Consider the following 25,667-nt stretch of genomic DNA (forward strand, 5'->3'; position numbering starts at 1 on the left):
GTCGATCTCGCCTACACTCGGTGGCGTGCCACGTGGTGACGGTCGACTCAATCACGATCTGCTTCCAGGCGAGAAGGGCCCCCAGGACGCATGCGGCGTCTTCGGTGTCTGGGCTCCGGGCGAAGAGGTCGCAAAGCTCTCCTACTTCGGGCTCTACGCCCTCCAGCATCGAGGCCAGGAATCCGCGGGTATCGCGGTAAGCAACGGCTCCCAGATCCTCGTCTTCAAGGACATGGGCCTGGTCTCCCAGGTCTTCGACGAGACCTCGCTCGGTTCGCTCCAGGGTCACATCGCGGTCGGTCACGCCCGCTACTCGACCACCGGTGCCTCCGTGTGGGAGAACGCCCAGCCGACGTTCCGCGCCACCGCGCACGGTTCCATCGCGCTCGGGCACAACGGCAACCTCGTCAACACCGCCCAGCTCGCCGAGATGGTCGCCGACCTGCCCAAGCAGGACGGCCGCTCCACCCGGGTCGCGGCGACCAACGACACCGACCTGGTCACCGCGCTGCTCGCGGGCCAGGCCGACGAGGACGGCAAGCCGCTGACCATCGAGGAGGCGGCCGGCAAGGTGCTGCCCCAGGTGCGCGGCGCGTTCTCGCTCGTCTTCATGGACGAGCACACCCTGTACGCCGCCCGCGACCCGCAGGGCATCCGCCCGCTGGTCCTCGGCCGGCTGGAGCGCGGCTGGGTGGTGGCCTCCGAGTCCGCCGCCCTCGACATCTGCGGCGCCAGCTTCGTCCGGGAGATCGAGCCGGGCGAGTTCGTCGCCATCGACGAGAACGGCCTGCGCACATCGCGATTCGCGGAAGCGAAGCCCAAGGGCTGTGTCTTCGAGTACGTGTACCTGGCCCGCCCGGACACCGACATCGCCGGCCGCAACGTCTACCTCTCCCGCGTCGAGATGGGCCGCAAGCTGGCGAAGGAGGCCCCCGCCGAGGCCGACCTGGTCATAGCGACCCCGGAGTCCGGCACCCCCGCCGCCATCGGGTACGCCGAGGCCTCCGGCATCCCCTTCGGCAACGGTCTGGTCAAGAACGCCTACGTCGGCCGGACCTTCATCCAGCCCTCGCAGACCATCCGCCAGCTCGGCATCCGCCTGAAGCTGAACCCCCTGAAGGAAGTCATCAAGGGCAAGCGGCTGGTCGTGGTGGACGACTCCATCGTCCGGGGCAACACCCAGCGGGCCCTGGTCCGCATGCTCCGCGAGGCCGGCGCCGCCGAGGTCCACATCCGGATCTCGTCCCCGCCCGTGAAGTGGCCCTGCTTCTTCGGCATCGACTTCGCCACCCGTGCCGAGCTGATCGCCAACGGCATGAGCGTCGAGGAGATCGGCACCTCCATGGGCGCCGACTCCCTCGCCTACATCTCCATCGACGGCATGATCGAGGCGACCACCATCGCCAAGCCGAACCTGTGCCGCGCCTGCTTCGACGGCGAGTACCCGATGGAACTCCCCGACCCCGAGCTGCTCGGCAAGCAGCTCCTGGAGACCGAGCTGGCCGCCGGGCCCGCCGGTACGGCCGCCGCCGACGCCATCCGTCGCCCGTAGCCGTCCGCACCACCTGCCGTACGACACAAAGGTTCTCATCGTCATGTCTGACACAACTGGTGCCAGCTACGCAGCCGCGGGCGTCGACATCGAGGCGGGCGACCGCGCCGTCGAGCTGATGAAGGAATGGGTCAAGAAGACCCGCCGCCCCGAGGTCCTCGGCGGCATCGGCGGCTTCGCCGGCCTCTTCGACGCCTCCGCGCTCAAGAAGTACGAGCGCCCCCTGCTCGCCTCCGCCACCGACGGCGTGGGCACCAAGGTCGACATCGCCCGGCAGCTGGGCGTCTACGACAGCATCGGCCACGACCTGGTCGCCATGGTCATGGACGACATCGTGGTGTGCGGCGCCGAGCCGCTCTTCATGACCGACTACATCTGCGTCGGCAAGGTCCACCCCGAGCGCGTCGCCGCGATCGTCAAGGGCATCGCCGAGGGCTGCGTCCTGGCCGGCTGCGCCCTGGTCGGCGGCGAGACGGCCGAGCACCCCGGCCTGCTCGGGGCGGACGACTTCGACGTCGCCGGCGCCGGTACGGGCGTCGTGGAGGCCGACCGGGTACTCGGCGCGGATCGCATCCGTTCGGGTGACGCGGTGATCGCCATGGCGTCGTCCGGGCTTCACTCCAACGGGTACTCGCTCGTCCGCCACGTCCTGCTGAACGAGGGCGGCCTCGCGCTCGACGCCCACCTGGACGGTCTCGGCCGCACCCTCGGCGAGGAGCTGCTGGAGCCGACCAAGATCTACTCCCTGGACTGCCTGGCCCTCCTGCGCACCACCGAGGTCCACGCCTTCAGCCACGTCACCGGAGGCGGGCTCGCGGCCAACCTGGCCCGCGTGATCCCCGACGGGCTGCACGCCGTCGTGGACCGCTCCACCTGGGCCCCGGGCGCGATCTTCGACCTGGTCGGCCGCACGGGCCGGGTCGAGCGCCTGGAGCTGGAGAAGACCCTGAACATGGGTGTGGGCATGATCGCCGTCGTGCCCGAGGAGTCGACCGACGTGGCCCTCGCCACCCTGGCCGACCGAGGCGTGGACGCCTGGGTGGCCGGCGAGATCACCGACCGCGCGCACCACGAGACGGGCGCGGAGATGGTCGGGGACTACGCCGGCTGAGCACCTGCGGGTAGCACAGAACCCGGCCGGTGACAGACGTCACCGACCGGGAAAGTGCTCAGTGCAAGGTCAAGCGCCGCGTCGCTGTTGGGACGGGGACTGGCCGTCCTCGTCCTCGTCGTCGTCCTCATAGAGGTCGGCGTACTTCGCGTACACGTCATCGTCCTGCTCATCGTCCTCGAATTGCTCGCCATTAGGCGGTTGCGAATTCGACGGCGATGCGCCCAGCTCCTCGGCCAGGCGGGAGAGATCAGTCCCACCGCTGTTGTACTTCAGCTGGCGGGCGACCTTCGTCTGCTTGGCCTTGGCCCGGCCGCGCCCCATGGCTCGACCCCCTCAACGACGGGGCTCGACGGCCCCAGAGTCTTGACACGCGTTCATGGTCCGGAACGGGCTCTCCGTGGAGAGACCGGTCCGTAGGGCTTCCACGGTACCTGAGCCCACGCCCCTACGGTACGTCGCCCGCAGCACGTGGCCATCCCCAGAACCTTCGAGGCGCCCCGTCCTCGCTGGTCAATGGCGATTTTAACCACCTTTCGACGGTCGACCCGCCGGGATAAGTGAGAGTTCTCTCCAACTCCCCCCGGCGGGTACCGGTCAAACCTGCGCGGACCCTTCCCGATCACCGGCGGGCCGCCGTGCGATCACGCGCCCGGGCGGGCCTCCGCCATCCGCTGCTCGGCGATCCGGTCGGCCGCCGCGGCGGGCGGAATCCCGTCCTCATTCGCACGTGCGAATATGGCCAGCGTGGTGTCGAAGATCTTCGCGGCCTTCTCCTTGCACCGGTCGAAGTCGAAGCCGTGCAGCTCGTCGGCGACCTGGATGACCCCGCCGGCGTTCACCACGTAGTCCGGCGCGTAGAGGATCCCGCGGTCGGCGAGGTCCTTCTCCACCCCCGGGTGGGCGAGCTGGTTGTTGGCGGCGCCGCACACCACCCGCGCGGTCAGCACCGGCACCGACTCGTCGTCCAGCGCGCCGCCGAGCGCACAGGGCGCGTAGATGTCGAGGTTCTCCACCCGGATCAGCGCCTCGGTGTCGGCGACGGCGACCACGGACGGGTGCCGCTCGGTGAGCGCCCGCACGACGTCCTTGCGCACGTCGGTGACGACCACGTGCGCGCCCTCGGCGAGCAGGTGCTCGACCAGGTGGTGACCGACCTTGCCGACGCCCGCGACGCCGACGGTGCGGTCGCGCAGCGTCGGGTCGCCCCACAGGTGCTGGGCGGAGGCCCGCATGCCCTGGTAGACGCCGAAGGCGGTGAGCACGGAGGAGTCGCCGGCGCCGCCGTTCTCGGGCGAGCGCCCCGTGGTCCACCGGCACTCGCGGGCCACGACGTCCATGTCGGCGACGTAGGTGCCGACGTCGCACGCCGTGACGTACCGGCCGCCGAGCGAGGCGACGAACCGGCCGTAGGCGAGGAGCAGTTCCTCGGTCTTGATCCGGTCCGGGTCGCCGATGATCACGGCCTTGCCGCCGCCGTGGTCGAGCCCGGCCATGGCGTTCTTGTACGACATCCCGCGCGCGAGGTTCAGCGCGTCGGCGACGGCGTCCGCCTCGCTCGCGTAGGGGTAGAAGCGCGTACCGCCGAGCGCGGGGCCCAGGGCGGTGTTGTGGAGGGCGATGACGGCCTTGAGGCCGCTGGCCCGGTCCTGGCAGAGCACGACTTGCTCATGACCGCCCTGGTCCGAGTGGAACAGGGTGTGCAGTACATCAGCAGGTGCGCCGGTTACGTCGGTCACGGTGGTGACTCCTGTGTAGGTTCGGCGGGTGGAGACCTGTCCCCGTGCGGGTGGCGGGGACTGTGGCACGAGATTAGGGCCTGACGGGGTCCCCCCGCCGCACCGTGCTCAGGATCACCACCGCACGGAGTACGGGCGTGCGACGATTTGCAGAGATTCCCGCGCGTTTGTGATCGGCTCCGGCAGGTTTTCGGTGCGGAGCGCGGGGGAGGGAGCAGGCGTGCCCAAGGTGTCCTCGGTGATCGTCCCCTACGCGGCGTACCTGCGCGTGTACGAACCGCTGGCCGCCTTCCGCGATCCGGAGCGCGAGCACTGGGCCCGTTACGCCCGCCGCACGGACCTCCCCTCCTACCAGGTGGAGCTGCGCCGCTCCCTGGCCGATCTGCTGCCCACCCCGCCGGTGGCGGTGCCGGTGCACGAGAGCGCGGACGCCTTCGTCGCGGAGGTCGACGGCGTGGTCTGCGTCTGCCCCTGGCGGACCCGGCTGCGCGGCTGGCAGGCGCTGGGCGAGCTGGCCGGGGACTTCCCGGAGCCCGTCCTGGACGCCCTGATCCCTCCGGTGGTGCGCCGCGAGACCGCACAGGACTACGAGCGCTGGCTGGAGCGCAACCCCGACGCCCGCCCGTGGATCCGTACGGCCACCTGGCAGGTGCCGATCAACTGGTTCGTGCTGGTCTCCGACGCGGAGCGGGAGTACGACAAGGGCGGCGGCGACGAGGGGCCGGCCGCGCCGGTGCTGCGCTACCGGACGCCGATGGTGCAGGCCCGGCGGCGGGTGGCGCGGGGGCTGCGGGCCCTGAAGGAGGCCGTCGACGAGGGTCCGCTGATCGACGGGCTGATGGACGTCGGCCGCTGGCTGGAGGAGTTCCACCCGCGCTCGCTCGTGGAGCTGGACTACGGCGGCCTGGTGCACGCCGTCCCGGCCGGGGAGCTGGAGGACGACCACTCCGCCGCGGACGTGGCCGAGGGGATCGAGGCGCTGCGCCACGGTGATCCGGCCACCGCGGGGGAGGCGTACGGGCGGCTGGTGGAGCGCTGGCGGGCGGTGCGGGACCGCCGCTCGGCGAACTGACGTTTGACGTACCGCCCGTTTTGAGGTTTCGTCTTCCGATCCGACACCTGCCGCGGATGTGCTGATGCCCAGTCAACATGGGACGTAGGTCCCGATCCGGGCGTATACGTCAAGCGTGACGGACTGCACGTACATCACTCTTGCGCCCCTTCCCCCTCCTCATGCCAAAATAGGACAAGGAGCCCGGGGAGGGCTCCTTCCGTCCTGCTGTGCTGCACTGTGGGCGGAATCTCAGCATTGCACGCTTTGGGGGGTCTGGTGACTCCTGATCGCCCTGTGACTGATCGTCACAGTGGCGTGACTGTCCGCTATGGCATGGTCCATCGGCTTCCGTCGCTGATGAACACCTGGGAGGGCAATTCCATCGGTTTGGCCGACGCGGCTGGACAGATGGTGTAGTTGTAGTGCCGAGGACAAGCCGTTCGTCCTATAACCGACTCGACTCGCGTCCGCCATTTCGGGCAACGCGGGTCAAGGTGCAGAATTTAGAGGAATGAACCGAGAAGGTTCGGTTCTCCCGAGGAGGCCGCTCATGACCGCTCGCACCCCTGATGCCGAGCCGCTGCTGACCCCGGCTGAGGTCGCCACCATGTTCCGCGTTGACCCGAAGACGGTCACGCGCTGGGCGAAGGCCGGCAAGCTCACGTCGATCCGCACGCTCGGCGGGCATCGCCGCTACCGCGAGGCCGAGGTCCGCGCCCTGCTCGCGGGCATTCCGCAGCAGCGCAGCGAGGCCTGAACAACTGAATATCCGGGCAAACCGCAGGTCCCCCAACCTGCCGAGGCGCCTGGAACCACAGCTTCACACGACGCCGTTCCTGCCCCAACAGGGGTGCGTCGTTGATCGCGCTGGACTCCGCCGGGTCCAGCGCGATCTTTTTTGTGTCCGGTCCTGTGCTGCGGGACGCGGTGCCGGCCCCGGTTCGGTGAGCGGCCTTGTCGGAGTCTGGGGGCGGGTGTCGGAACGGCTGGGCGGACACCGCGGGACGTAGTGCAATTGCACATATTAAATTGACCAGTTGTAGGGGAGCCGTAAGTGCCACCGTGGGGAAAACTCATGCGGTGACACCCGTCACACGCCACGGTGGTTGTTGGCCGCCCCGCCCGTGCGCTAGTGGAGGCGCCGCTTCCAGGAGGTCTGTGTGGCAAGGGCGTTGGGCTCCTCCGGCGTCACGCCGCGGGCACGCTGTCGTCCTCGACGCCCTCTTGACGTCCCGCCGGAGACTGTGGGGCCGGCGCGTCCAGCGCCAGGCGCAGCAGCCGGTGGCAGATCGCGCAGTGGCGCGTCGCGTGCCGGTACGACGACGCGGCCGACAGGTGCGCGCGGAGCAGGGCCCGCGTCTCGTGCCTGACCGATGCCGCCATACGCCACCTCCGGGGCCCACAGGGGACGTTCCCTGCTTCATGGAGTACCGAGCGAATGTGACGCCGTCAAGGCCGGGAGAGGGGCGCTGAGGGCCTCTGGGGGCGGTGGGGCCGGATGGCACCGGGGTAACAGAAGAGGCCCGCACCGATCGGTGCGGGCCTCTCACTTGCGGTCCTGACGGGATTTGAACCCGCGGCCTCCACCTTGACAGGGTGGCGAGCACTCCAAACTGCTCCACAGGACCAGGTTTCGCGGCGCTTTCCTTGCGTTGCGCTGCGAGAAGAGACTGTACAGGAGGGTTGCCCCCCGGTCGAACTCACCCTCCGTGCAGGTCCCGTCACGGCGCCAGCGCGTCGATGGCCTTCACGATCCGCTTGTCGGAGACCGGGTACGCCGTGCCCAGCGCGTGGGCGAAATAGCTGACCCGCAGCTCCTCGATCATCCAGCGCACGTCCCGCACCTGCTGCGGCACCGGCCGGCCCTGCGGCATCTGCTCCAGCAGCCAGGCGTACTCGTCCCGCATCTCGTGCACCTTCTCCATGCGCGAGGTGTCCCGCTGCGCACCGGTCGGCATCTGCTGGAGGCGCCGGTCGGCGGCGACCAGGTAGCGCATCAGGTCCGGCAGGCGTTTGATCCCCGCCTCGGTGACGAAGCCGGGCTTCACGAGGGCGTCCAGCTGCCCCCGTACGTCCTGGAGGTTGGCCAGCAGGGCCGGGCTCCGGACCGACTTCAGGCGCCGCTCGCAGGCCTGCCAGGCCGCCAGCACCTGCTGCACCTGGCCCACCGTGCGGACGGTGGTGTCGACGATCTCCGCGCGGACCCGCTCGTAGAGCTTGCGGTAGGACTCCTCGTCCCACGCCGGGCCCCCGAAGTCGGCGATCAGCTTGTCGGCCGCGGCGGTCGCGCAGTCGTCGAACAGGGCCTGGATCGAGCCGTGCGGGTTGGCGGACAGGTTCAGCTTCTGCTGGTTGGTCAGCTTCTCGGACGCGAACTTCGCCGGGTTGACCGGGATGTTGCGCAGGATCAGCCGGCGCGTGCCCTTCCACATCGCCTGCGCCTGCTCGGCCTCGGTGTCGAAGAGGCGCACGGACACGGTGTCGCCGTCGTCGACCAGCGCCGGGTACGCCTTCACCGGCTGCCCGGCCCGGCGCGTCTCGAAGACCCGGGAGAGCGTGCCGATCGTCCAGTCGGTCAGGCCCGAGCGCTCCAGCGACTCACCGCCGCTGCGGACGGCGGTGGCCGCCGCGGCCTGCGACAGGGCCTTGCGGGCCTTCGGCCGCAGCTGGAGCTTGAGCGCCTCCAGGTCCTTGTCCTCGGCCAGCTTGCGCCGCCGCTCGTCGACGATCCGGAAGGTGATCTTCAAGTGGTCGGGGACCTTCGCCCAGTCGAAGTCCTCCGCGTCGAACGGCACCCCCACCATGCGCTTCAGCTCGCGCGCCATGGTGAGCGTGAGCGGCTCCTGGAGCGGTACCGCCCGCTCCAGGAACTTCTGCGCGAAGTTCGGGGCCGGTACATAGTTGCGGCGGATCGGCTTGGGCAGGGACCGGATCAGCTCCGTGACCACCTGCTCCCGCAGCCCGGGGATCTGCCAGTCGAAGCCCTCGTCCGTGACCTGGTTGAGTACCTGGAGCGGCACGTGCACCGTCACGCCGTCGGCGTCCGCACCCGGCTCGAACTGGTACGTCACCCGGAACTTCAGCGGACCCTGCCGCCAGGAGTCCGGATAGTCGTCCTTGGTGACCGCCCCCGCCTTCTCGTTGATGAGCATCTCGCGCTCGAAGTCGAGGAAGTCGGGCTGCTCGTGACGCTTGTGCTTCCACCACGAGTCGAAGTGCGCGCCCGAGACGACGTGTTCGGGCACCCGCTGGTCGTAGAAGTCGTACAGCGTCTCGTCGTCGACCAGGATGTCCCGGCGCCGCGCCCGGTGCTCCAGCTCCTCGACCTCGGTGAGCAGCCGGCGGTTGTCCGCGAAGAACTTGTGGTGCGTGCGCCAGTCGCCCTCCACCAGGGCGTTGCGGATGAACAGCTCGCGGCTGACCTCGGGGTCGATCCGGCCGTAGTTCACCTTGCGCTGGGCCACGATCGGCACGCCGTACAGCGTGACCTTCTCGTACGCCATCACCGCCGCCTGGTCCTTCTCCCAGTGCGGCTCGCTGTAGGTGCGCTTGAGGAGGTGGCCGGCGAGCGGCTCCACCCACTCCGGCTCGATCTTCGCGTTGACCCGGGCCCAGAGCCGGGAGGTCTCCACCAGCTCGGCGGACATCACGAACCGCGGGGGCTTCTTGAAGAGTGCCGACCCGGGGAAGATCGCGAACTTGGCGTTGCGGGCGCCCAGGTACTCGTTCTTCGCGCCCTCCTTGACGTCCTTCATGCCCACGTGGGAGAGCAGTCCGGCGAGCAGCGAGACGTGCACGCGGTCGTCGGGGGCGTCCTGCTCGTCGAGGTGGATGCCCATCTGCTTGGCGACCGTGCGCAGCTGCGTGTAGATGTCCTGCCACTCGCGGATCCGCAGGAAGTTGAGGTACTCCTGCTTGCACATGCGGCGGAAGGACGAGGAACCCCGCTCCTTCTGCTGCTCGCGGACGTACCGCCACAGGTTGAGGAAGGCGAGGAAGTCGCTGGTCTCGTCCTTGAAGCGGGCGTGCTGCTGGTCGGCCTGGGCCTGCTTGTCCGAGGGCCGCTCGCGCGGGTCCTGGATGGAGAGCGCCGCGGCTATCACCATGACCTCACGCACGCAGCCGTTCTTGTCGGCCTCCAGCACCATCCGGGCCAGGCGCGGGTCGACGGGCAGCTGGGCCAGCTTGCGGCCGGTGTCGGTGAGGCGCTTGCGTACGTCCTTCTGCGCCGGGTCCAGCGCGCCCAGCTCCTGGAGCAGCTGCACGCCGTCGCGGATGTTGCGGTGGTCCGGCGGGTCGATGAAGGGGAACTTCTCGATGTCGCCGAGGCCCGCCGCGGTCATCTGGAGGATGACGGAGGCCAGGTTGGTCCGCAGGATCTCGGCGTCCGTGAACTCCGGGCGCGCCTCGAAGTCGTCCTCGGCGTACAGCCGGATGCAGATGCCGTCGCTGGTGCGCCCGCAGCGGCCCTTGCGCTGGTTGGCGCTGGCCTGCGAGATCGGCTCGATCGGCAGCCGCTGCACCTTGGTGCGGTGGCTGTACCGCGAGATCCGGGCGAAGCCGGGGTCGATCACGTACTTGATGCCCGGCACGGTCAGCGAGGTCTCGGCGACGTTGGTGGCCAGAACGATCCTGCGCCCGGTGTGCTGCTGGAACACCCGGTGCTGCTCGGCGTGCGACAGCCGCGCGTACAGCGGCAGCACCTCAGTGAATCTGTACTTCTTCTTCTCCAGCGCGTCCGCCGTGTCCCGGATCTCCCGCTCACCGGAGAGGAAGACGAGGATGTCGCCCTTGCCCTCGCCCATCAGCTCCTCGACGGCGTCGGTGATGGCCGTGATCTGGTCGCGGTCGGCGTCGTCGCCGTCCTCCTCGAGGAGCGGCCGGTAGCGCACCTCCACCGGGTAGGTCCGGCCGCTGACCTCGACGATCGGCGCGTCCCCGAAGTGCCGGGAGAAGCGCTCGGGGTCGATGGTCGCCGAGGTGATGACGACCTTCAGGTCGGGCCGCTTGGGCAGCAGCTGGGCGAGGTAGCCCAGCAGGAAGTCGATGTTGAGGGACCGTTCGTGGGCCTCGTCGATGATGATCGTGTCGTAGGCGCGCAGCTCGCGGTCGGTCTGGATCTCGGCGAGCAGGATGCCGTCCGTCATCAGCTTGATGAAGGTGGACTCCGGGTTCACCTGGTCGGTGAACCGCACCTTCCAGCCGACCGTCTCCCCGAGGGGCGTGTCCAGCTCGTCCGCCACCCGCTCGGCGACGGTGCGGGCGGCGATCCGGCGGGGCTGAGTGTGGCCGATCATGCCGCGGACGCCCCGGCCCAGCTCGACGCAGATCTTCGGGATCTGGGTCGTCTTGCCGGAGCCCGTCTCGCCCGCCACGATCACGACCTGGTGATCACGGATGGCGGCCGCGATCTCGTCCTTCTTCTGGCTGACCGGGAGCTGCTCGGGATAGCTGACCGCGGGGACCCGGGCCCGGCGCTCCCCGACGCGCTGCTCGGCCTTGGCCACCTCGGTCTCGATCTCGGCGAGAACGGCGGCGCGGGCCTCCGGCTTGCGGATCTTCCGCGCGCCTTCGAGCCGCCGGCCTAGCCGGTGCGCGTCGCGCAGTGACAGCTCGGCCAGCCGGGGCGCGAGGGAACCGAGGGCGGGGGCGGGATGCGTAGACATACGGCTTCCAGGATCTCATCCCCGGGAAAAACCTGGCGAGCGATTTCCATCCGGGCAACACAGAACCCCCGTCGATGATCTCGACGGGGGTTCATATGTGGCTGGGGCCGGGGTCGAACCGGCGACCTATCGCTTTTCAGGCGATCGCTCGTACCAACTGAGCTACCCAGCCGCGAGGTTTCACGTGAAACGAAACCTCAGCGGTCCTGACGGGATTTGAACCCGCGGCCTCCACCTTGACAGGGTGGCGAGCACTCCAAACTGCTCCACAGGACCAAGCTTCGTACGACAGTGTCGCACATGTACTGCGTGCCCCCAACGGGATTCGAACCCGTGCTACCGCCTTGAAAGGGCGGCGTCCTAGGCCGCTAGACGATGAGGGCTATCGGCCCGCCTGGGCGCTTCGCAGCGCGTCGGGGACGTGAGAAGCATATGGGATGGCGGGAGGTATCGCCAAAACGCTTTACGAGGGGCTCGGGGAGGGGCTGGGGGACGGGGTGGCGCCCGGTTGGTTCTCCTTGGGGAGGTGGCGGCTGACCTCGGCCGTCGTCAGGCCCAGACCGCCCAGCTTGATCTCGTCCCAGGCCTGGAGGCGCCGGGTGTCCCGGTCGAAGTAGAGGATGGACGCCTGGATCGGGTCGGGGTACTTGCCCTCGACCGCGCGCAGTCCGCTGCCGCCGGTGGAGCCCTCCACGCGCAGGCGGGTGCCGTACTTCATGACCTCCATGTCCTCCCGGTGGAGGTGCCCGGCGAGCACCAGGGGCACCGCGCCGTCGACCTCGCGGGCGGCCGACGGCTCGTGGGCGACGGCGACGTCCACGGGGGTGCCGACGGTGGACTGGTCGCGCAGGGCGGAGGCGAGGCGGGCGCCGGCCAGTTCCTGGGAGGCCTCGGCGCCGTCCGATCCGGAGCGGTCGGGGGTGAACTGCGGGTCGCCGATGCCGGCGAAGCGCAGTCCCGCGACGTTCCGCGCCCGGCCGTCGTCGAGGACGTGCACGTTCTTCAGGCTCCGCAGGTAGTTCTGGGTCTCCCGGGAGTCGTGGTTGCCGCGGACCCACACATAGGGGGCGCCGAGGTCCTCGATGGGATCGAGGAAGCCGTTCTCCGCGGCGGTGCCGTGGTCCATCGTGTCGCCGGAGTCGACGATCACGTTCACCTTGTACTGCCGCACCAGCGAGGCGATGATCTTCCAGCTCGCCGGGTTGAGGTGGATGTCGGACACGTGCAGGACCCGGATCGTGGTCGGGTCGGGCTGGTAAGCGGGGAGCGTGGAGGTGACGTCGTAGAGCTTGGTCACGTTGGTGACCAGGCGGGCCAGTTCCTTCTGGTAGACGTCGAACTCGGTGACGATGCTGCGCGCGTTGCCCACCAGGGAGGGCGCGGAGGAGAGCAGGCCGGAGAACCTGGGTTCCAGGACCGAGTCGGGGTTCCAGGTCGCGTAGGCGGTGCCGCCCGAGGCGACCAGCAGGGTCAGGGCGAGACCGCCGGCCCCGAGGGCGCGTCCGGGGCGGCGGTAGACGGCGAGGCCGAGCGCGGTGGCGCCGGTGACGACGGCGACGCAGGAGCGGACGGCGAGGTCGAGGGTGCCGTGTTCCACGTCGCGCGCCACCTCGTCCTGGAGGCCGGAGAGGCGCTCGGGGTGGTCGACGAGGGCCTGGGCGCGGTCGGGGTCGAGCTGGTCGACGTTGACGTCGAGGCGGACCGGGGCGATGTGGCTGTCGAGCTGGAGGGCGCCCAGGGGCGAGACGTTGATCTTCGTGCCGCCGGCGACGGAGGGGCGCAGCGTCATCGTGGTGTTCATGGGGCCGACGGGGACGCGGACGTCGCCGACGACCAGCAGGCCGAGCCAGGCGCCGAGCAGCACGACGGCGACGAGTCCCGCGGCCCGTGTCCAGGGCCGCGGGCGGGCGGCCAGCTCGGGGGTGGGGGGCGTGCGGCGGGCGCGGCGTCGGCGGATCAGGGCGCGCGGGGCGTTGCGGATGGAGTTCATCACCTCGGCCAGGGCGTGCGGGGCTGCGGCGGGGACGCGGGCCATTGGTCCCGTATGCCCATGCCCCGGGGCGGATATGCGGGTCGTACGGCACGGTCGTACCCGACAATGGGTCCGTGCTGGAGATGACGCGCGAGGAGTTCGAGGAACTGGTCGCCGAGGCGCTGGACCGGATCCCGCCGGAGCTGACGCGGCTGATGGACAACGTCGCCGTGTTCGTGGAGGACGAACCGCCGGCGGAGGATCCCGAGCTGCTCGGGCTGTACGAGGGGACGCCGCTGACGGAGCGCGGGGAGTGGTACGCGGGGGTGCTGCCGGACCGGATCACGATCTACCGGGGGCCGACGCTGCGGTTCTGCGAGACGCGCGAGGACGTGGTGGCGGAGACCGAGGTGACGGTGGTCCACGAGATCGCGCACCACTTCGGGATCGACGACGAGCGGCTGCACGCCCTCGGGTACGGGTGACGCGTCCGGCGCGGGCCCGGACGCGTCGGGGGCGCGCGCCCGGGGTGCGGGTGAGGTGCCCGGGGTACGGGTGACGCGCTCGGGTCAAGTCCGCCTCGCCGGGCGCGTGTCCTCTTGTGGGTGACGGGAGTTGGGCACGGCGACTCCTTGAATCCCGGAGGTGGCCGTGCGCCCCTTGTACGTACCCGTCCGTCTGGCCGCCACGGCCCTGGCCGTCGCCGCCGCCGCCGGCTGCATGAGCGTCGGCGACGACGAGTCCGGCGGGCGCGCCAGGCCGTCGCACTCCGCCGGTGAGCGGGGCGGTGAGGCGCCCGACGGCGGCCCGGCGGCGTCCGGCGGCGGCGCCGGATACGGCGCGGCCGAGGGTGACGAGAAGGACGGCAAGGGCAAGCGGGCCAAGGGCGGGGGCAAGGAGCACGGCAAGGGGAGGGCCGGGGGCGCGAAGGGCGGGGACGGCACCGCCACGGCGCGGCCGCCGGGGCGCGCGACCGGGACCCCGCCGCCGAAGGGCGGGGGCGGCGGGCCCGGCCCCACTTGGACGCCGCCCGCCGAGCCGTCCCGGACGGTGGAGCCCCCGCCGACGCCGACCGAGGAGCCGCCGTCGACGCCCACCGTGGAGCCGACGGTGGCCGAGCCCTCCTCGTCGGCGCACGAGCCGCCCGGCACCCAGCTCGCCCAGCGCGAACCGGCACCCGCGGCCGGGGCGCCGGCCTAGGCGCGCGCCCCTGACCTGGGCATTGCGGGCCGGTTTGCCTTCGGGGGTGTGGGGTGCGTATGGTGGTAGATCGTTTGATCCCATTTGCCCGGCGCCACCGCAGAGCGCGCCGTGTGGCGCGTACTCTCCCTTGCCGTGGTGGACCGCATCGAGGCGGTCGTATTGCGAATCGCGATTCACGGAGTTGACGGGCGCGTGCCGACGAGAGACTCCGGAAGGTTTCGCATTCGCATGTCCATGACCAGTACCGATCACGCCGTCATGCCCGAGAACGCCGAAGGCGTCGAGGGCGCGGCCGAGGCCGCCGAGGCGACCGACACCCCCGCCGCCCCCGAGGTGACCTTCGCCGAGCTGGGGCTGCCCGAGGGCGTCGTGCGCAAGCTCGCGCAGAACGGTGTGACCACCCCCTTCCCCATCCAGGCCGCGACCATCCCGGACGCGCTGGCGGGCAAGGACATCCTCGGCCGGGGCCGCACCGGCTCCGGCAAGACCCTCTCCTTCGGTCTGCCGACCCTGGCCACGCTGGCCGGCGGCCGCACCGAGAAGCACAAGCCGCGCGCCGTCATCCTCACCCCGACCCGTGAGCTGGCCATGCAGGTCGCCGACGCGCTCCAGCCGTACGGCGACGTCCTCGGCCTCAAGATGAAGGTCGTCTGCGGCGGCACCTCGATGGGCAACCAGATCTACGCCCTCGAGCGCGGCGTCGACGTCCTGGTCGCCACCCCGGGCCGGCTGCGCGACATCATCAACCGCGGCGCCTGCTCCCTGGAGAACGTGGAGATCGCGGTCCTCGACGAGGCCGACCAGATGTCCGACCTGGGCTTCATGCCCGAGGTCACCGAGCTGCTCGACCAGGTGCCCGCGGGCGGTCAGCGGATGCTGTTCTCCGCGACCATGGAGAACGAGATCAAGACCCTCGTCGACCGGTACCTGAACAACCCGGTCAGCCACGAGGTCGACGCCGCCCAGGGCGCCGTGACGACCATGTCGCACCACATCCTGGTCGTGAAGCCCAAGGACAAGGCGCCGGTCACCGCGGCCATCGCCTCCCGCAAGGGCCGCACCATCATCTTCGTCCGCACCCAGCTGGGCGCCGACCGCGTCGCCGAGCAGCTGCGCGACGCGGGCGCCAAGGCCGACGCCCTGCACGGCGGCATGACCCAGGGCGCGCGCACCCGCACGCTGGCCGACTTCAAGGACGGCTACGTCAACGTCCTGGTCGCCACCGACGTCGCCGCGCGCGGCATCCACGTCGACGGCATCGACCTGGTCCTGAACGTGGACCCGGCCGGTGACCACAAGGACTACCTGCACCGCGCCGGCCGCACCGCGCGCGCCGGCCGCACCGGCACCGTGGTCTCCCTCTCCCTGCCGCACCAGCGCCGGCAGATCTTCCGGCTGATGGAGGACGCGGGCGTCGACGCCACGCGTCACATCATCCAGGGCGGCGCCGCCTTCGAGCCGGAGGTCGCCGAGATCACCGGCGCCCGGTCGATGACCGAGGTCCAGGCCGAGTCGGCGGGCAACGCCGCGCAGCAGGCCGAGCGCGAGGTCGCCCAGCTGGGCAAGGAGCTGGAGCGCGCGCAGCGCCGTGCCACCGAGCTGCGCGAGGAGGCCGACCGCCTGGTCGCCCGCGTCGCGCGGGAGCGGGGCGAGGACCCGGAGACGGTGCTGGCCGAGGTGGCCGCCGCCGCGTCCGAGACCGAGGTCTCGCTGCCCGAGCAGCCCGGCGCGCGCGACGTGGAGAAGGTCGAGAAGGCCGAGAAGACCGACCGGCCGGAGCGCGGCGCCACGGGTGGCCGCGACCGCTTCGCCGACCGCGGCGACCGTCGTGACGACCGGGGTGGCTTCCGCCGCGACGACCGTCGTGACGACCGTGGCGGTTTCCGTCGGGACGACCGTCGTGACGACCGTGGTGGCCGTTCGTTCGAGCGTCGTGACGACCGCGGTGGTTTCCGTCGGGACGACCGTCGTGACGACCGTGGTGGCCGTTCGTTCGAGCGTCGTGACGACCGTGGCGGTTTCCGCCGTGACGACCGTCGTGACGACCGTGGTGGCCGTTCGTTCGAGCGCCGTGACGACCGCGGCGGCTTCCGCCGGGACGACCGCGGTGAGCGCGGTGGACACCGCGGCGGCGACCGCCCGTTCAACCGCGACCGCCAGGGCGACCGCCCGGGCAGCGACCGCCCCTTCAACCGCGACCGCCAGGGCGACCGTCCCGGCTTCCGCTCCGGCGGCCACGACCGCCCGTACGGCCGCCGTGACGACCACCGCGGCTCGTCCTTCGGCCGCCGCGACGACAAGCCCCGCTGGAAGCGCAACGGCTGACGCCTGAACGCCCGCACGCGCCGTGGCCCCTGCCCTGACGGGTGGGGGCCACGGCGCTCTGCTTTCGGCCACGGGGTGACGCATGTCACGCGCCTCGCGAGGGAATTGCTGGGGGCATGACAGATGACGCCAAGGTGAGTGGGCTGTCGGACGAGGAACGGCTGGCCCAGCTCGGCTACACCCAGGTTCTGGCCCGCCGCATGTCGGCGTTCTCCAACTACGCGGTCTCCTTCACCATCATCTCGGTCCTCTCCGGCTGCCTGACCCTCTACCTGTTCGGCATGAACACGGGCGGCCCCGCCGTCATCACCTGGGGCTGGGTCGCCGTCGGCCTGATGACCCTGTTCGTCGGCCTGGCCATGGCGGAGATCTGCTCGGCCTACCCGACCTCGGCGGGCCTCTACTTCTGGGCCCACCGCCTGGCCCCGCCCCGTACGGCGGCGGCCTGGGCGTGGTTCACGGGCTGGTTCAACGTGCTGGGGCAGGTCGCCGTGACCGCCGGCATCGACTTCGGCGCCGCGTCCTTCCTCGGCGCCTACCTGAACCTGCAGTTCGACTTCGAGGTCACGCCGGGCCGCACGATCCTCCTCTTCGCCGGGATCCTGGTCCTGCACGGCCTGCTGAACACCTTCGGCGTGCGCATCGTCGGCCTGCTGAACAGCGTCAGCGTCTGGTGGCACGTCCTCGGCGTCGCGGTCATCGTCGGCGCGCTGACCTTCGCCCCCGACCACCACCAGTCGGCGTCCTTCGTGTTCGGCGAGTTCGTCAACAACACCGGCTGGGGCAGCGGCGTCTACGTGGTCCTCATCGGCCTGCTGATGGCCCAGTACACCTTCACCGGCTACGACGCCTCGGCCCACATGACCGAGGAGACGCACGACGCGTCCACGGCCGGGCCGAAGGGCATCGTCCGCTCCATCTGGACCTCCTGGATCGCCGGCTTCGTCCTCCTGCTCGGCTTCACCTTCGCCATCCAGTCCTACGAGGGCGCCCTCACCTCCCCGACCGGCGCGCCGCCCGCCCAGATCCTCCTGGACGCGCTGGGGGCCACCGCGGGCAAGCTCCTGCTGCTGGTCGTCATCGGGGCGCAGCTCTTCTGCGGGATGGCGTCGGTGACGGCCAACAGCCGCATGATCTACGCGTTCTCGCGCGACGGAGCGCTGCCCTTCTCCCACGTCTGGCACACCGTGAACCCGCGCACCCGCACCCCGGTCGCGGCGGTCTGGCTGGCGGCCCTGTCCGCGCTGGCCCTCGGCCTGCCCTACCTGATCAACGTCACGGCGTACGCGGCGGTGACGTCCATCGCCGTCATCGGCCTCTACATCGCCTACGTCATCCCGACGCTGCTGCGGGTCCGCAAGGGCGACGCCTTCGAACGCGGGCCCTGGCACCTGGGCCGCTGGTCCCGGACGATCGGCGTGGTGGCGGTGGCCTGGGTCGGCGTCATCACGGTCCTGTTCATGCTGCCGCAGGTCTCGCCGGTCACCTGGGAGACCTTCAACTACGCGCCGATCGCGGTCCTGGTCGTCCTCGGCTTCGCGGCGACCTGGTGGCTGGCCTCGGCCCGGCACTGGTTCCTCAACCCCGACCACGCCCGCACCCGCGCCCGCGTGGCCGCCCGCGCGAACGCCCCCGAGCCGGTGGACCCGTAGCCCCGCCGCCCGCACCGCGCGCCGACGCGGCCGTGACCCGGATACCCGATCGGCGTCTCGGCCACGTCGGGCTATGCTCGGTGTGGCTACATCGCGCGGCACCGCGCGACGGACGCCCTGGGCCCTTAGCTCAATTGGCAGAGCAGTGGACTTTTAATCCATTGGTTGTGGGTTCGAGTCCCACAGGGCCTACGCGTTGGACCCCAGCTCACGGCAGGACCGAGCTGGGGTCCTGTGCGTGTCGCACGGCGGTCACCCGCGCACGTGCAGCCCGAAACCCGTGCGGCCCGCGGGCTCCAGCCCCTCCTTCAGCTGCAGCGAGGGCATCTCGTAGTCGCCGAAGTTCTGCCGCCGGAAGGGGATCGGCTCGGTCGACTCCAGCGTGAGCAGGCGCCGCTCCCACGCCTTGGCGACGTCCGGGTAGTCCTCGGCGGTCATCCGGTCGGCGCCGTACACGACGAAGGGCGGCACGGCCTCGATGCCGGGGTAGTAGAGGATGCCGTGGTGGATCGGGAACAGGAGATCCTCGATGGGGCCGTTGATGCCGCGGGCGCCGTAGTGCGACTCCTGGCCGCCGATGGTCACCGACAGCAGGGCCTTCCTGCCCGCGAGGGTGCCTTCGCCGTAGCGCTCGCCGTACTTCGTGTCGCTGTGCTCGCCGACGCCGTACGCGAAGCGGAAGGTGAACACCCGGTCCACCCAGCCCTTGAGGATCGCCGGCATCGAGTACCACCACAGCGGGAACTGGAAGATGACGGTGTCGGCCCACAGCAGCTTCTCCTGCTCGGCACGCACGTCCGGGGTGAGCGTCCCGCCCTCGAAGGCCCGGCCCGAGTCCCGGGCGACCTGCAGCGGACTCGACGCCTCGGGACCGTAGTCGGCGGCGTCCACGACCGCCTTCCAGCCCATCGCGTACAGGTCGCTCACCCGTACCTCGTGCCCGGCGGCCTCCAGGGTGGACACCGCGAGATCCTTCAGCGAGCCGTTGAGCGACTTCGGCTCCGGGTGGGCGTGGACGATCAGCGTCTTCACGGGGACTCCTTCGGATCGGATGCGATGCCATCGATCCTGGACGCCGCGGCGCCCGTCGTTCAGGGGCGCCTCGACCGTCGGACGGGACTTCCTGGTACCGGCAGGGCCACCCTCACGGTCCCCGCCCGTGGCCATACTGGGGGGCATGGACGATCTCGCTGGTTTCCTGCGGACCCGTCGATCCCGGGTCGACCCGGCGTCCGCCGGTATCCCCACCGACAGCCGCCGCCGGGTCGAAGGACTGCGCCGCGAAGAGGTCGCGCACCTGTCCGGAGTGAGCGTCGACTACTACGTACGCCTGGAGCAGGGCCGCGCCACCCAGCCCTCCGAACAGGTCCTCGATGCCCTCGCCGGCGTCCTCGGCCTCGACGAGACCGAACGCGAGCACCTCCACCGGCTCGCCCGGCAGCGCCGCCGCCGGCCGAAGGCACCGGCCTCCCGCGTCCGTCCGGAGCTGCTGCGCGTCCTCGACCTGGTCGCCGACGCACCCGCGGTCATCATGAACCACCGCCTCGACGTGCTCGCCGGGAACCGCCTGGCCGGGCTCCTCTACGGCCGGCCGCTCCCGGGACTGAACACCGCCCGGCACATCTTCCTGGAGGAGGCCGAGCGGGGCCTCTACGCCGACTGGGAGAACTGCACCCTCGACGCGGTCGGACACCTGCGGCTGGCCGCGGGCAAGTACCCCGAGGATCCCCGCCTGGCCTCGCTCATCGGCGAGTTGGCGATGGGCAGCGAGCGCTTCCGCCGCCTCTGGGCCCGCGCGGACGTGTGCGCCCGCACCCATGGCCGCAAGGCGTACCGGCACCCGCTGGTCGGACTGCTGGAACTGCACCAGGAGAACTTCTCGCTGCCGGACGCGTCGGGCATGGAACTGCTGGTGCTCTCCGCCGCCCCCGGCAGCGCCACCGAGGACGGGCTGCGCCTGCTCGCGGGCCTGGGCGCGGACAGCGGCGACCCGCAACCCACCGTGAACACCCAGGTCCGTGAGTAGCGGCGGGACGGTTCCGAGGCGGACGTGACGTCCGGCGCTGGTTACGCTCCTCATTCCCGCAGGAAGCGCGCCCGCCCGCTCGCGTGGGTCCACGACGACCGGGGCCGAAGCACGAAGGAGCACGTCCGGACATGACCGCCCCCGAGAGGACCGGCAGGCCCCTCCCCTACGTCCTCCTCTCCGCCGCCGTCTCCCTGGACGGCTGCCTGGACGACACGGGACCCGAGCGTCTGCTGCTGTCGTCCCCCGCCGACTTCGACCGGGTCGACGAGGTGCGGGCCTCGGTGGACGCGATCCTGGTCGGGGCCGGGACCATCCGGGCCGACAATCCGCGGCTGCTGGTGAACTCCGCGGAGCGGCGGGCCGCGCGGGTGGCGGCCGGCAGGCCGGAGTACCCGCTCAAGGTCACCGTCAGCGGCAGCGGGGAGCTGGACCCGGCGGCGCGCTTCTGGCACACCGGCGGGCGCAAGGTGCTGCTGACCACGGACGAGGGAGCCGGGCGGGCCCGGGGGCTGGGGATCGCCGACGACGTCGTCGTCCCGCTCGGCGGCGCCCTCGACTGGCGGGCCGCGCTGGAGTACCTGCACGACCGGTGCGGGGTGCGGCGGCTCATGGTGGAGGGGGGCGGGACCGTCCACACCCAGCTGCTCCAGCAGGAACTCGCCGACGAGCTCCAGCTCGTCCTCGCGCCGCTGCTCGTCGGCGACCCCGCGGCCCCCCGCCTCTTCGGGCCCGGCGCCTACCAGGGCGGCCGGCTGCGGCTGGTGGAGTCGCGGCGGATCGAGGACGTCGTGCTGGCCCGGTACCTGCCGACCGCGCCCGGCGCCGGCCGTCGCGTGAGCGCCGCCGACCGGCACTGGCTGGCGCTCGCCTGCGAGCTGGCGGAGCTGTGCCCGCCGTCCCGGACCGCGTTCAGCGTGGGGGCCGTCGTGGTCGCCGCCGACGGCCGCGAGCTGGCGCGGGGGCACTCGCGGGAGGGCGGCGACCCGGTCGCGCACGCCGAGGAGGCCGCCCTCGCCAAGATCGACCCCGCCGACCCGGCGCTCCCCGGCGCCACCGTGTACAGCAGCCTGGAGCCCTGCGCCCGCCGCGCCTCCCGGCCCGCGCCCTGCGCCCGGCTGATCCTCGGCGCCGGGGTGCGCCGCGTGGTCACCGCCTGGCGGGAGCCGGACACCTTCGTGCCGGGCGCGGACGGCGGCGGGGTGCTCGCCGCCGGGGGTGCCGCGGTCGTCGTACTCCCGGAGTTCGAGGAGCGGGCCAAGGCCCCGAACCGGCATCTGGACGGGGCCTGAGGGGCGTGTGTGCGCGGCACCCGCCGGATGACGTACACTGGTGACACAACGACGCGGGGTGGAGCAGCTCGGTAGCTCGCTGGGCTCATAACCCAGAGGTCGCAGGTTCAAATCCTGTCCCCGCTACTGAAGGCCGAGGGCCGGAATCCGAAAGGGTTCCGGCCCTCGGTGCGTTCACCCGGACGGCCCGCACCGCTCGCCGCCCGCACCCGCCCCGGGAAACCTGGAGTCCGGCACGGCAAGCGGCGCGGACAGGGGGCGCGGGAGACCAGTGGTGCGGCCAGGTGACGTGGAGGACGAGGGAGCGCACGCCCGAGCCGGCGGCCGGCTCCCCGGCGATCCCGTGCCCGACCCCGGTCTCGGCCTGGGCGACGAGGGACGGCCCGCGGCCCCCGCGCCGCGCCCGCGCCCCTGGCGCACTGCCTACGGCCGGGCCCTGGTGCGCTCGCTGCCCCCGCTGCTGATCGTGATCGCCGTCCTGTACGACATCTTCACCCCGCGCTACTTCACCGCCGGCCCCCTCTACACCGCCGCGCCGCTGGTCGCCGCGCCGATCTACTCCCGGCGCGGCACGGCCCTCACCGGCGTCGCCGTGGTCGCCTCGGTGATCGGGCTCCAGGCGAGCAAGGGCGTCATCCACTACGTCGACTCCCTCACCGAGCTGATCACCATCGCGACGGTCGCCGCGCTCGCCGTCTTCGTCAACGCCTTCGTCCGCCGCACCGACGAGCGCCTCGCCACCGCCCGGGAGATCGCCGAGGCCGCCCAGCGCGCCGTGCTGCCCGAGCCGGCCGAGCGGATCGCCGGCTTCGAGATCGCGGCCAGTTACGAGGCCGCGCAGGCCGACGCCTTCATCGGCGGCGACCTGTACGCGGTGCAGGACAGCGCGCGGGGCGTCCGGCTCATCGTGGGGGACGTGCGGGGCAAGGGCATGGGGGCGGTGGCCGCCGTCGCCGTGGTGATCGGCGCCTTCCGGGAGGCCGCCGAGCAGGAGGCGACGCTGGAGGCGGTGGCGCAGCGCCTGGAGCGGGCGCTGGCGCGGGAGGGCACCCGGCGCGACGGACTCGACGCCTTCGAGGGGTTCACCACCGCCGTCCTCGCCGAACTCCCGCACGGCACCGGGACCGTACGCATCGTCAACCGGGGCCATCCGCCGCCCCTGCTGCTCCACGGGGACGGCACCCTCGGGCCGCTGCCCGCCCGGGAGGCGGCGCTGCCGCTCGGCATGGGCGAGCTGGGCGTGTGGCCCGACCGGGCCGAGGAGACCGCCTTCCCCGGCGGGGCCACGCTGCTGCTGTACACGGACGGCCTGTCGGAGGCCCGCGACGAGCGCGGCGAGTTCTACGACCCGTACACCCGGCTGGCCGGCCGGGTCTTCCGGCATCCGGCGAAGCTGCTCGACACCCTCGCCCGCGACGTGCGCCGCCACTCCGGGGGCGGCATGGCCGACGACATGGCGCTGCTCGCCGTGCGGCGGCCACGGCGCGGCGAGCATGATCATTGTCACGAGCCGTGACGAGGCGGCCTCCCTCCGCATAACGACTGACGATCCGTCAGAAAACAGTGGCGTGAAGGGGAATACCGAGCGGGGGTCAACTCGCCCGGTTTTCACCGTTCCTGAGGTGTACGTCCGGGCCGTATTCGTTAATGATCAAGAGGAACGGCTTGGAATCCGGGCCCCGGGTCTATTAACGTTCGATAACGCAGCGCGGTCGTCCCAGCCGTCACAGAAGGCGGCTCCGTGCGCACGCGCCGAATCCCGCAAGGGAACCGGGGAACCACCACATTGGGGTGAATCGGGCGTTTGACGCCGTGGCAACACGACTGCATGCGCCCGTAGGAGACCTTCCTGCTCCGAACCCGTCAGCTAACCCGGTAGGCGAAAGGAAGGAAAGGAGTACGCCCACGTGGCGTCCAACCGGCCTGCCCCCGAGGCCCCGTTCGTGCCGAACCGGTACGACTCCGACACCTTCGGCTACGAGAACAACCGCGCCGAAGAGGGCCCTTGGGAGGAGTGGAATCCCACCGCGGACTCCATCCGCCCCGTACGCGGCCGGCACCGCGTCGCCAAGCAGCGCGGCGGGCTCGCCCGCAGCTCCACCGTCCTCGGCGTAGGCGTCATCGCCGCGGTCGGCGCGGGCGGCATGGCCAGCGCGCAGACCGGCAAGCCGCCGGTCTCCATCTCCATGCCGGACCTGCCGAACGTCGGCTCGCTCATCTCCGACGAGGAGCCGCAGCCGGAAGGGTCCACCACCCCGCTCAGCGGCATCGGCGTGACCGCCACCGCCGACACCGCCGAGGGTACCGACACCGCCGGCGCCGGCGAGTCCCTGCGGGCCCGGATCATGGCGCAGGCCGAGCAGCAGCAGGCCCAGGTCGAGACCAAGGCCGCCGCCGAGGCCGCGGCCGCCGCCGAGAAGAAGGCCGCGGAAGCCGCCGCCAAGGCGGAGAAGGAGGCCGAGGCGAAGGCCGCCGCCGCCAAGAAGAAGGCGGAGGAGGAGGCCGCGAAGAAGGCCGAGGCCGAGCGCCTGGCCAAGCTGGCCAAGCAGTTCACGCTGCCGACCTCCTCGTACACGATCTCCTCGACCTTCGGTCAGGCCGGCGCCTACTGGTCCTCCGGCCATCACACCGGCCTCGACTTCGCCGCGCCCACGGGCACCCTGCTCAAGGCCGTCCACAGCGGGACCATCACGTCCGCCGGCTGGGACGGGTCGTACGGCTACAAGACCGTGCTCACCCTGGATGACGGCACCGAGATCTGGTACGCCCACCAGTCCTCGATCAGCGTCAGCGTCGGCCAGGAGGTCACCACCGGTGACGTCATCGGCCGCGTCGGCGCCACCGGCAACGTCACCGGCGCGCATCTCCACATGGAGGTCCACCCCGGCGGCGGCTCCGGCATCGACCCGATGGCCTGGCTGCAGAGCAAGGGCCTCACGCCCTGAGCCACCGGCCCATCCGCCCACCCGCTGGTCCCCGGCGGTCCTGACGGCGACCCCCCGACGTCAGGGCTGCCGGTTGGCGGGGTTTTTGCGTCCGCGCCGGAATGACCCGATCCGGTATGTTCGTTGACGCTCTACATGACTTCTCTGCGCAAGCTCGGCTCCTCCGACCTCGAGGTCTTCCCGCTCGCCCTCGGCGGCAACGTCTTCGGCTGGACCGCCGACCAGGACCGCTCCTTCGCCGTCCTGGACGCCTACACGGCGGCCGGCGGCAACTTCGTCGACACCGCCGACTCCTACTCCGCCTGGGTCGACGGCAACAGCGGCGGCGAGTCCGAGTCCGTCCTCGGCGCCTGGTTCGCGGCCCGCGGCAACCGTGACGACGTCGTCCTCGCCACCAAGGTCAGCCAGCACCCCGAGTACCCGGGCCTGTCCGCCGCGAACATCAAGGCGGCGGCCGACGCCTCGCTGCGGCGTCTGCGGACCGATCACATCGACCTCTACTACACGCACTTCGACAAGCCCGAGGTGCCGGTCGAGGAGATCGTCGGCGCGCTCGACGAGCTGGTGAGGGCGGGCAAGGTGCGGCACATCGCCGCCTCCAACATCTCCGCGGAGCGGCTCGCGGCCTCCCTGGAGTTCTCCGACCGGGAGGGCCTCGCCCGGTACGTCGCCCTCCAGCCGCACTACAACCTGGTCTCCCGCGACACCTACGAGGGTCCGCTGCGCGACCTCGCCGAGCGCTCCGGTCTCGCGGCCGTGCCGTACTACGCCCTCGCGGCCGGCTTCCTCACCGGCAAGTACCGGCCCGGCACCAGCGTAGACAGCCCGCGGGCCGGCGGTGCGGGCAAGCACCTGGAGACCGAGCGCGGCCGGCGGGTGCTCGCCGCCCTGGACGAGATCGCCGAGGCGCACGGTGCCCCCGTCGCCACGGTGGCCCTCGCCTGGCTGGCCGCTCAGCCGACCGTCGCCGCCCCGATCGCGTCGGCGCGCACGGTGGAGCAGCTGCCGGCGCTGCTGGGCGTGGGGGAATTGAGCCTCACGGACGACGAGATCGCGGCCCTGACGCGGGCGTCGGCCTGAGCGGACTCGCCTGACGGGCTCGGGGGCGCCCGGCCGTCCCCGGCCGTCCC

The 25,667-nt window shown here is 71.4% G+C and carries 19 protein-coding genes, 6 tRNA genes and 1 riboswitch; of the genes, 15 read left to right on the forward strand and 10 right to left on the reverse strand.

What is annotated here, in order from left to right:
* The first annotated feature begins 25 nt into the window (after positions 1-25).
* Both purF and purM read left to right on the forward strand, forming a co-directional pair.
* Positions 26-1,552, forward strand: coding sequence for an amidophosphoribosyltransferase (purF, locus tag IE108_RS02800; protein ID WP_064728680.1), 1,527 nt, complete (start codon positions 26-28; stop codon positions 1,550-1,552).
* 43 nt (positions 1,553-1,595) lie between these two features.
* On the forward strand, positions 1,596-2,663 hold the full coding sequence (purM, locus tag IE108_RS02805; protein ID WP_064728679.1) for a phosphoribosylformylglycinamidine cyclo-ligase: 1,068 nt from the start codon (positions 1,596-1,598) through the stop codon (positions 2,661-2,663).
* Positions 2,664-2,732: 69 nt separating this feature from the next.
* On the opposite strand, the gene IE108_RS02810 is transcribed toward purM, so the two are convergent.
* Together IE108_RS02810 and IE108_RS02815 are read right to left on the reverse strand one after the other, a co-directional pair.
* Positions 2,733-2,987 carry a DUF3073 domain-containing protein gene (locus IE108_RS02810; protein WP_003974884.1) on the reverse strand — a complete coding sequence of 85 codons (255 nt, stop codon included), beginning with the start codon at positions 2,985-2,987 and terminating at the stop codon, positions 2,733-2,735.
* A gap of 320 nt (positions 2,988-3,307) precedes the next feature.
* Positions 3,308-4,402, reverse strand: coding sequence for a Leu/Phe/Val dehydrogenase (locus IE108_RS02815; protein ID WP_064728678.1), 1,095 nt, complete (start codon positions 4,400-4,402; stop codon positions 3,308-3,310).
* Between the two features lie 220 nt (positions 4,403-4,622).
* Between IE108_RS02815 and IE108_RS02820 the strand changes: the two genes are divergently transcribed.
* Both IE108_RS02820 and bldC read left to right on the forward strand, forming a co-directional pair.
* Complete coding sequence (locus tag IE108_RS02820) at positions 4,623-5,474, forward strand: DUF8083 family protein (protein ID WP_064728677.1); 852 nt, start codon at positions 4,623-4,625, stop codon at positions 5,472-5,474.
* Positions 5,475-6,006: 532 nt separating this feature from the next.
* A complete protein-coding gene (gene bldC, locus IE108_RS02825; RefSeq protein WP_003949541.1) occupies positions 6,007-6,213 on the forward strand; it encodes a developmental transcriptional regulator BldC in 207 nt (68 codons plus the stop codon).
* 431 nt (positions 6,214-6,644) lie between these two features.
* Here bldC and IE108_RS02830 read toward each other — a convergent pair whose 3' ends face one another.
* The 7 genes from IE108_RS02830 to IE108_RS02860 form a co-directional block, all read right to left on the reverse strand.
* Positions 6,645-6,839 (reverse strand): DUF6274 family protein, encoded by a 195-nt coding sequence (locus IE108_RS02830; RefSeq protein ID WP_064728676.1) that lies wholly within the window; start codon positions 6,837-6,839, stop codon positions 6,645-6,647.
* Between the two features lie 170 nt (positions 6,840-7,009).
* Positions 7,010-7,084: transfer RNA gene (locus IE108_RS02835), tRNA-Asp, on the reverse strand.
* 93 nt (positions 7,085-7,177) lie between these two features.
* Positions 7,178-11,122: an ATP-dependent RNA helicase HrpA gene (hrpA, locus tag IE108_RS02840; RefSeq protein ID WP_064728675.1), complete on the reverse strand. Its 3,945-nt coding sequence runs from the start codon at positions 11,120-11,122 to the stop codon at positions 7,178-7,180.
* Positions 11,123-11,220: 98 nt separating this feature from the next.
* Positions 11,221-11,294, reverse strand: a tRNA-Phe gene (locus IE108_RS02845).
* 29 nt (positions 11,295-11,323) lie between these two features.
* Positions 11,324-11,398: transfer RNA gene (locus IE108_RS02850), tRNA-Asp, on the reverse strand.
* Positions 11,399-11,432: 34 nt separating this feature from the next.
* A tRNA-Glu gene (locus IE108_RS02855) sits at positions 11,433-11,505 on the reverse strand.
* An 80-nt stretch (positions 11,506-11,585) separates the two neighbouring features.
* On the reverse strand, positions 11,586-13,157 hold the full coding sequence (locus IE108_RS02860; RefSeq protein ID WP_064728674.1) for a metallophosphoesterase family protein: 1,572 nt from the start codon (positions 13,155-13,157) through the stop codon (positions 11,586-11,588).
* Positions 13,158-13,228: 71 nt separating this feature from the next.
* Between IE108_RS02860 and IE108_RS02865 the strand changes: the two genes are divergently transcribed.
* From IE108_RS02865 to IE108_RS02885, 5 genes are all read left to right on the forward strand, one after another.
* Positions 13,229-13,579: a metallopeptidase family protein gene (locus tag IE108_RS02865; RefSeq protein WP_064728673.1), complete on the forward strand. Its 351-nt coding sequence runs from the start codon at positions 13,229-13,231 to the stop codon at positions 13,577-13,579.
* Between the two features lie 166 nt (positions 13,580-13,745).
* Complete coding sequence (locus IE108_RS02870) at positions 13,746-14,294, forward strand: hypothetical protein (RefSeq protein ID WP_064731845.1); 549 nt, start codon at positions 13,746-13,748, stop codon at positions 14,292-14,294.
* 231 nt (positions 14,295-14,525) lie between these two features.
* The gene (locus tag IE108_RS02875) at positions 14,526-16,622 is read left to right on the forward strand and encodes a DEAD/DEAH box helicase (protein ID WP_189397564.1); all 2,097 of its coding nucleotides are present in this window, start codon (positions 14,526-14,528) and stop codon (positions 16,620-16,622) included.
* Between the two features lie 116 nt (positions 16,623-16,738).
* Positions 16,739-18,274, forward strand: coding sequence for an amino acid permease (locus IE108_RS02880; protein WP_064728671.1), 1,536 nt, complete (start codon positions 16,739-16,741; stop codon positions 18,272-18,274).
* A 119-nt stretch (positions 18,275-18,393) separates the two neighbouring features.
* Positions 18,394-18,466, forward strand: a tRNA-Lys gene (locus IE108_RS02885).
* Between the two features lie 60 nt (positions 18,467-18,526).
* Here IE108_RS02885 and IE108_RS02890 read toward each other — a convergent pair.
* Positions 18,527-19,306: an NAD(P)H-dependent oxidoreductase gene (locus IE108_RS02890; protein ID WP_064728670.1), complete on the reverse strand. Its 780-nt coding sequence runs from the start codon at positions 19,304-19,306 to the stop codon at positions 18,527-18,529.
* 145 nt (positions 19,307-19,451) lie between these two features.
* Here IE108_RS02890 and IE108_RS02895 point away from each other — a divergent pair, with 145 nt between their 5' ends.
* From IE108_RS02895 to IE108_RS02920, 6 genes are all read left to right on the forward strand, one after another.
* On the forward strand, positions 19,452-20,300 hold the full coding sequence (locus tag IE108_RS02895) for a helix-turn-helix transcriptional regulator (RefSeq protein ID WP_064728669.1): 849 nt from the start codon (positions 19,452-19,454) through the stop codon (positions 20,298-20,300).
* Positions 20,301-20,431: 131 nt separating this feature from the next.
* Positions 20,432-21,592 carry a dihydrofolate reductase family protein gene (locus tag IE108_RS02900; protein ID WP_064728668.1) on the forward strand — a complete coding sequence of 387 codons (1,161 nt, stop codon included), beginning with the start codon at positions 20,432-20,434 and terminating at the stop codon, positions 21,590-21,592.
* Between the two features lie 52 nt (positions 21,593-21,644).
* Positions 21,645-21,718 (forward strand) — tRNA-Met (locus tag IE108_RS02905).
* Between the two features lie 163 nt (positions 21,719-21,881).
* Entirely contained in the window at positions 21,882-23,108 is a 1,227-nt protein-coding gene (locus IE108_RS02910; protein WP_064728667.1) for a PP2C family protein-serine/threonine phosphatase, read from the forward strand.
* A 224-nt stretch (positions 23,109-23,332) separates the two neighbouring features.
* Positions 23,333-23,489: riboswitch (cyclic di-AMP (ydaO/yuaA leader) on the forward strand.
* 10 nt (positions 23,490-23,499) lie between these two features.
* Entirely contained in the window at positions 23,500-24,537 is a 1,038-nt protein-coding gene (locus tag IE108_RS02915) for a M23 family metallopeptidase (RefSeq protein ID WP_064728666.1), read from the forward strand.
* 135 nt (positions 24,538-24,672) lie between these two features.
* Positions 24,673-25,617: an aldo/keto reductase gene (locus IE108_RS02920; RefSeq protein WP_064728665.1), complete on the forward strand. Its 945-nt coding sequence runs from the start codon at positions 24,673-24,675 to the stop codon at positions 25,615-25,617.
* The last annotated feature ends 50 nt before the right edge of the window (positions 25,618-25,667 follow it).

Source organism: Streptomyces parvulus (genome assembly GCF_014648855.1).
GTDB classification, from domain to species: Bacteria; Actinomycetota; Actinomycetes; order Streptomycetales; family Streptomycetaceae; genus Streptomyces; species Streptomyces parvulus.